A 7,005-nucleotide genomic window follows, 5' to 3' on the forward strand; every position below is an offset into this window, starting at 1 on the left:
GCCGACCTGTTCCAGGCCGTGCCGGAGATGGTGTCCACGCTGTAAGCAGCGCTGATGCGCCAACAAAAAAGGAGCCTTCAGGCTCCTTTTTTTGTGCCGGGAATCCTGGCGCTATGTTGTTTTGGCGCATAAGCGGCGAACTCTGTGCTGGCGCAAGCTAGCATCGCTTGTTATGCGCTATGTCAGCCAAAAGCCGACAGTCGAAGTGTGCATGCGCTTTCGTCGGAAAGTACCTTTTATTGATTGTCAATCTGTGTAAATCTTGTTTCCTTTGTAATAGGTGATTACTATAATTTTTTCAGGACCGATCAATTTCACCGCGATTTTCCATTCGCATAAATGGAAGACGGTCCGTCAAGACGCAAGGTCATGCTTCAAGAATACCGGCCGGAAACCGGTAGCTCCGCCTTGCCGAGGGGGAACCTCCCACCATGGTTGTGTCACTTATGCATGCAAGACATGCGCTGGCGACAGCGGTGAGCTCAGAGCTTGCCGTCTTCGCATTGGCTGCCGAAAGGCGGTCGTGTGCACGGGCAATAGGCCCGGCTTCATCAGGCGGTCGTCAGGGGTGTAGCGTGCGGCATCAGACCGCTTCCAGCAAACGCCATCCAGAGACTGATTCTGTTTGCGCCCAGAGCGCAGTGTCTCGTTCCGGGAGGAGCTAGTGCCCACAGGACTAGCCATCACGCAGGAGAGGGCGTGAGTACAGCAACACGAGGAGATTTGAATATGCAACGTAAACCCATCGCACAACTCATCATCACCATGGGCGCAGCCACGCTGGCCTGGGGTGCCGCGGCGCAAACCACCAGCAACAGCAATGTGCTGCAATTGCCCAAAGCCGTGGAAAAAGCCGTGACCACACACCCCGAGGTGCGCGCGCGCTATCAGGATTTTGTTTCTTCGCTGGAAGGTCAAAACATTGCCCGTGGCGGTTGGCGTCCCCAGGTGACGGCCCAGGGTTGGGTGGGCAAGGAGTGGCGCAGCCACATGCCTGGCCAGTCCAACTATGACTGGAACCGTCCGGGCTGGAACCTGGATCTGCGCCAGCTGATTTTTGATGGTGGCATCACCACCAACAACATCCGCCAGTGGGGCTATGAAAAGCTGTCGGGCTATTACGAACTGATGGCGACCAGCAACAACCTGGCCAACGAGGCGGTGGCCGCCTATCTGGATGTGCAGCGCTACCGCGAAATGCGCAGCATGGCGCGCGAGAACTACAGCATGCACGAAGGCACGCTGAGCCAGTTGCGCGAACGCCAGCAGTCCGGTGTGGGCCGTGGCGTCGACCTGGAGCAGGCCAATGGCCGTCTGGCATTGGCGCAGACCAATCTGATGACCGAGAGCAACAACCTCAACGATGTGACGCAGCGCTACCGCCGTGTGGTCGGGGAGTATCCGGTTGCCGACCTGGATCCGGTGCCGGATATCACGGCACAGCTCCCGAACGCCGGGACGACGCAGAACTTTGTGGACTCGCTGCGCGGCAACCCCAGCCTGCTGTCCAAGCAGGCGCTGGTGCAGGCCGCCCAGGCGGGTGAGAAATCGGCCAAGGGCTCGCGCGCTCCGCTGGTGGAACTGCGCGCTGGCGTGGGGCGCGACCGCACCCAGCCGGACGGCATCTACCGCGACATGCAGACCGCCAACGTGCAGGTGCTGATGACCTACAACCTGTACCGCGGCGGTGCCGATGAGGCGCGCGTGCGTCAGACGATTGCCCAGGGCTATGCTGCGCGCGATGTGGCGGATTACACCTGCCGCAACATCCAGCAGGAGCTGTCGGTGTCGTGGAACAACATCGTGCGTCTGCGCCAGCAACTGCCTTTCCTGCGTGAGCACGAGCTGTCCACCAGCAAGGTGAAAGTGGCCTATCAGCAGCAGTTCCAGATTGGCCAGCGCTCGCTGCTGGACTTGCTGGATACCGAGAACGAGCTGTTCGATGCACGCCGTTCGCTGCTCAACGCGCAGTACGACCTGAAGAAGCAGGAGTACCAGTGGCTGGCGCTGTCGAACAAGCTGCTGACCACGCTGGGTCTGGCACAGCCGCATGCAGGGGATCTGCCTGAAGAGCAGCAGTCCCTGGTGCTGCCGGATGATCTACTGCAAGCTTGCATGACTCCATTGCCTGACACTACCAATCTGGCTCCTGTCGTAGCGTATGGTGACGGGGATAAGCCCCCTGTGCTGAAAACCAAGTAGTACGGCGCAACCTTTGCAACGAAACGGGGCCGGCGTGATGCCGGTCCCTGTAAGAGACATGGACCATCCACACCAGCCACCGGAAGATTCTGCGGGACGTGGCAAGCAGGCGATGAGTGATCTGGACGACGGTTTCATCCGCGTGCTGGAAGACTTGATTGATGCATTGCTGCGCAACGGGACTTTGCGCCTGACCGATCTGCCACCCCAGGCCCTGGAAAAATTGGAACGCCGCAAGGCTGCCCGTCAGCGCATGCGCGATACGCACAGCCTGATCAATGACGACGATGAGTTGATCTGAGATATCCATGTCGCTTCAAGAAAAAGATATCGTGGCCCCCGAGGCCGTGCATCCGCAAGCGGATGCGCACACCCAGTCCGTAGCCCAATCCGCAGCCCAGGCCGTGCGAGCCGCTGCCGGCAAGATGGGTGCCGATGCGGCAGTGCAGTCACCGGCCCCCTCGGTGACGCTCCAGGGCATGCCGGCACCCCATACGGTGCACGACGATCCCTTGCTGGCGTGCCTGGTCGAAATCACGCGCATCCACGGCAATCCGCTGACGGCCCAGGCCTTGAGCAGCGGCCTGCCCCTGGTGAACCAACGCCTGACTCCGTCGCTGCTGGCACGGGCCGCGCAGCGCGCGCACTGCACGGCACGTGTGGTGCGCCGTCATCTGGACCATCTGCCAGCGGAGTTGCTGCCGGCCATCGTGTTGCTGAAGGGTGACCGTGCGGCGCTGCTGCTGCAGGTTCAGGCAGATGGCCAGTTGCTGGTGCAATACCCGGAGTCCGAAGGCGCGGTGCTGGTGGAGCGCGAGGTTTTGCTAGCCCAGTACGCCGGCGTGATGTGCTTTGTGCGCCCGCAGTTCCGGCTGGAAAAGCGTTCCATCCAGGCCGGAACGGAGGCGCGCAGCAGCCACTGGTTCTGGGCCGTGATCTGGGAGAACTGGCGTCTGTACCGCGATGCGCTGGTGGCCGCGGTGCTGATCAATGTGTTCGCATTGGCCATGCCCATGTTCTCCATGAATGTGTACGACCGGGTCGTGCCCAACAATGCGTTTGAAACCCTGTGGGTGCTGGCGATCGGTATCGGCCTGGTGCTGCTGTTCAACTTCGGGCTGAGCACCTTGCGTTCCTATGTGGTGGACACCGCCAGCAAGCGTGTGGACGTGAAGCTGTCCGCCCAGATCATGGAGCGGGTGCTGGATCTGCGCATGGAGGCGCGGCCTGCTTCGGTCGGGTCGTTTGCATCGAACCTGCGCTCGTTTGAATCGGTGCGCGACTTCATTGCTTCGGCCAGCCTGACCACGCTGGTCGATCTGCCTTTTGTGCTGCTATTCCTGGCCGTGCTGACCTGGATCTCGCCGTGGATGCTGATTCCGCCGGTGGTGGCGATTGCCGCCGTGCTGGCGGTGTCGTTTGCCGCCCAGGCACGCATGGAAGCCATGACCATCAAGACCTTCCAGGCGGCTTCGCAGCGCAATGCGGTGCTGGTGGAGTCGCTGACCAATCTGGAAGCCGTCAAGACCCTGAACGCCCAGGGCAGCGTGCAGCGCCTGTGGGAGAGTTCCACCGAATATCTGGCCTACATGGGCGGCAAGATCAAGCTGATCTCCTCGGCCACGGTGAACTTTGTGCAGACCATGCAGCAGATGGTGTCGGTGGCGGTGGTGGTGATCGGTGTCTACCTAGTGCAGGATACATCCATTTCCATGGGCGGCATCATCGCGGCCTCCATGATCGCAGGGCGTTGCCTGGCGCCGCTGGGGCAGGTGGCGGGGCTGATGATGCAGTACCAGAATGCACGCACCTCGCTGAACTCCATCGACAACTACATGAAGATGCCGGTGGAGCGTTCGCAGGACAAGGAATATGTCAGCCGCCCGAACCTGCAGGGGGCGATCGAGTTCCGCAACGTCAGCTTCTCCTATCCTGGCAGCAAGCAACCGGTGCTGAGCAATCTGTCGCTGAAACTGGCCGCCGGTGAGCGTGTGGGCATCATCGGCCGCATCGGATCGGGCAAGAGCACCCTGGAAAAACTGGTGCTGGGCCTGTACCAGCCGACCGAAGGTGCGGTGCTGGTGGATGGGGTGGATGTGCGCCAGATCGACCCCAGCGACCTGCGTCGTGCCATCGGCCACGTGCCCCAGGATCCCATGCTGTTCTACGGCAGCCTCAAGCACAACCTGTTGATCGGTGCGCCGTTTGCCAGCGAGGACGACATGCTGCGGGCCGCCCACCTGGCCGGCGTGAACGAATTTGCCGACCAGCACCCCGATGGCTATGACATGCCCATTGGTGAGCGTGGCGAGTCCTTGTCGGGTGGCCAGCGCCAATCCATTGCGGTGGCCCGCGCCATGATCCATGACCCGGCGGTGTTGCTGCTGGATGAGCCCAGCAGCAACCTGGACAACCAGAGCGAAGCCATGTTGCGCCGCCGCCTGATGGAGGCCGGCAAGGGCAAGAGCATGCTGCTGGTGACACACCGTACTGCATTGCTGGAGTTGGTGGACCGCCTGATCGTGGTGGATGGCGGAAAGATTGTGGCCGATGGCCCCAAGGACCAGGTGGTTCAGGCCCTCAAGCAAGGCCGTATCGGAAGCGTGGCAGGGCGGGCATAACTGTGAATATCAAAGACAAGATCGCAAGCCGTCTGCGCCGCGGCATTCAATGGTTGATGGACGGCAGCGAGGCCGTCAGCCAGCACAACGCCGCCGACTTTGCGGCCGATGCGCAATGGGCCACCGGCCAGCAGCAGGCCAAAGGCTCGCGCCTGCTGGTCTGGGCATCGCTGGTGGTGGTGCTGGTGCTGCTGGTCTGGGCCTGCCTGGGGCATATCGACGAGGTGGTGCGCGGCCAGGGCAAGGTGGTTCCTTCGCGCCAGGTGCAGGTGGTCCAAAGCCTGGACGGCGGGGTGGTGGAAGAAATTCTGGTGCGACCGGGCCAGCGTGTGGAGGAAGGCCAGGTGCTGTTGCGCATTGACCCCACGCGCTACAGCGCTTCGCTGGGTGAGAACAAGGCCGAGGTGCTGTCCCTGAAAGCCAAGGCGGCCCGCCTGGAAGCCCTGGCGTCGGGCGAGATGATGCAGATGCCGGACGAAGTCATGACGGCGGCCCCCAAGCTGGCGGAGATGGAGCGCCGGGTCTGGGAAAGCCGCACGCAGGAATTCAACACCACCATCAACATCGCCCGCGACCAGCTGCGCCAACGCCAGCAGGAGCTGCGTGAAACCCTGGCCAACCGTGACCAGGCATCGTCCAGCTGCAGCCTGACGTCGGAAGAACTGGCAGTGACCAAGCCGCTGCTCAAGAGCGGTGCCGTGTCGGAAGTGGACCTGCTGCGCCTGCAACGTGACGTGGCCCGCTTCTGCGGTGAGGCCAAGGCGGCCAGCGCGCAAAGCGACCGCATCCGTGCGGCCATCCAGGAAGCGGAAAAGAAGATTCAAGAAGCCGAGCTCAATGTGCGAAACCAGGCACGTGTGGAGCTGTCGGACGCCCGCGCCAAGCTCAGCTCCCTGGAGCAGGGGCAGCTGGCGCTGCAAGATCGTGTGAAGCTGGCCGAGGTTCGCTCCCCCGTGCGCGGCACAGTCAACACGTTGATGGCCAATACCGTGGGCGGTGTGGTGCAGCCTGGCAAGGACATCCTGGACATCGTGCCTACGGATGACACCTTGCTGCTGGAAGTGCAGATCAACCCGCGTGACATTGGCTTCCTGCACTTCGGGCAAAAGGCCGAAGTGAAGTTCACTGCCTACGACTTTGCCATCTACGGTGGCTTGAGCGGTCTGGTGGAGCAGATCGGTGCCAACACCATCACCGACGAGAAGGGCAACTCCTTCTACATCGGCAAGGTGCGTACCGAGCGTGCCCATGTGGGTGACGATTCGCGCCCCATCATCCCTGGCATGCAGGCCGAGGTGCACATCCTCACCGGCCAGCGCACGCTGATGCAGTACCTGCTCAAGCCCATCCTGCGTGCCAAGTCGAATGCCTTGACCGAACGCTAGCTCACCTAAAACGAAGAAATGATCTGGGGGGAATTGGAATGTATGCACTGCCCGTTTTGATGCTTACACAAGATGCTGCGCTGTGGCAGCACTGGCAGCAGGTGGCAGGCCCGCAGTGGCTGCCTGCACGTGGCACCAGCTTGGCGGATCTGGAGCGCTGGAAGCAGCAAGGCCGGCACCTGGCCATTCTGGATGCAAGCCTGCCGCAGCTGCCGCAGTGGGGCGATACCCGCTGGGGCAGCCTGCTGGGCGATGTGAAGCTGCTGGTGCTGAGTAGCCGCCCCAATGATGACGTGGGTCGTAAGGTACTGGCGGCCGGTGCCAGCGGTTATGCGCATGCCTATTCCACCCCGGCAACGCTGGGCAGCATTTTGCAAAGCATTGCCACCGGCAATATCTGGCTGGGCCGTTCCTTGCTGCAGCGCTTGCTGCAGGATGTGGGCACCCGTCTGCCTGAACCCGGGGTGCAGTGGGCCGATGCGCTGTCCCAGCGTGAACAGGAAGTGGCACGTTTTGCCGCCATGGGCGACAGCAATGCCGAAATTGCCGACCGTCTGTCCATCAGCGAGCGGACCGTGCGCGCCCACTTGTCGGCCATCTTTGAAAAGCTGCAAGTGAGCGACCGCCTGATGCTGGCCCTGAAAGTGCACGGCATTGGCAAGAAAACGCCTGCGTGAGCCATGCGTGGGAGCGCTGAAAGAGTGCAAAAAATGCAGGAGAAGCAAGCATTGTTTGCTATGTAATTTGATATCTTGATGGGCGCAGGAATACCTGCGCCCAGAAGCAAAAGGCCTGCC

General features: G+C 61.7%; 5 protein-coding genes. All 5 read left to right on the forward strand.

Annotated features, from left to right (window positions below; all coding sequences use genetic code 11):
• Positions 1-729: 729 nt before the first annotated feature.
• The 5 genes from B3349_RS15310 (at position 730) to B3349_RS15330 (ending at position 6,885) form a co-directional block, all read left to right on the forward strand.
• Complete coding sequence (locus B3349_RS15310) at positions 730-2,202, forward strand: TolC family outer membrane protein (protein WP_291590016.1); 1,473 nt, start codon at positions 730-732, stop codon at positions 2,200-2,202.
• A 58-nt stretch (positions 2,203-2,260) separates the two neighbouring features.
• Positions 2,261-2,503 (forward strand): hypothetical protein, encoded by a 243-nt coding sequence (locus tag B3349_RS15315; RefSeq protein ID WP_115594621.1) that lies wholly within the window; start codon positions 2,261-2,263, stop codon positions 2,501-2,503.
• Positions 2,504-2,681: 178 nt separating this feature from the next.
• Positions 2,682-4,823: a type I secretion system permease/ATPase gene (locus B3349_RS15320; RefSeq protein ID WP_291590063.1), complete on the forward strand. Its 2,142-nt coding sequence runs from the start codon at positions 2,682-2,684 to the stop codon at positions 4,821-4,823.
• A 56-nt stretch (positions 4,824-4,879) separates the two neighbouring features.
• The gene (locus B3349_RS15325; protein ID WP_291590065.1) at positions 4,880-6,208 is read left to right on the forward strand and encodes an HlyD family type I secretion periplasmic adaptor subunit; all 1,329 of its coding nucleotides are present in this window, start codon (positions 4,880-4,882) and stop codon (positions 6,206-6,208) included.
• Positions 6,209-6,246: 38 nt separating this feature from the next.
• Positions 6,247-6,885 carry a response regulator transcription factor gene (locus B3349_RS15330; RefSeq protein WP_291590019.1) on the forward strand — a complete coding sequence of 213 codons (639 nt, stop codon included), beginning with the start codon at positions 6,247-6,249 and terminating at the stop codon, positions 6,883-6,885.
• Positions 6,886-7,005 lie beyond the last annotated feature (120 nt).

The organism is Comamonas sp. UBA7528, assembly GCF_002479375.1.
Classification (GTDB): domain Bacteria; phylum Pseudomonadota; class Gammaproteobacteria; order Burkholderiales; family Burkholderiaceae_C; genus Comamonas.

Coding starts and splice junctions, on each gene's coding strand:
- B3349_RS15310 (WP_291590016.1), top strand. CDS start 730: ATGCAACGTAAACCCATCGCACAACTCATCATCACCATGGGCGCAGCC.
- B3349_RS15315 (WP_115594621.1), top strand. CDS start 2,261: ATGGACCATCCACACCAGCCACCGGAAGATTCTGCGGGACGTGGCAAG.
- B3349_RS15320 (WP_291590063.1), top strand. CDS start 2,682: ATGCCGGCACCCCATACGGTGCACGACGATCCCTTGCTGGCGTGCCTG.
- B3349_RS15325 (WP_291590065.1), top strand. CDS start 4,880: ATGGACGGCAGCGAGGCCGTCAGCCAGCACAACGCCGCCGACTTTGCG.
- B3349_RS15330 (WP_291590019.1), top strand. CDS start 6,247: ATGTATGCACTGCCCGTTTTGATGCTTACACAAGATGCTGCGCTGTGG.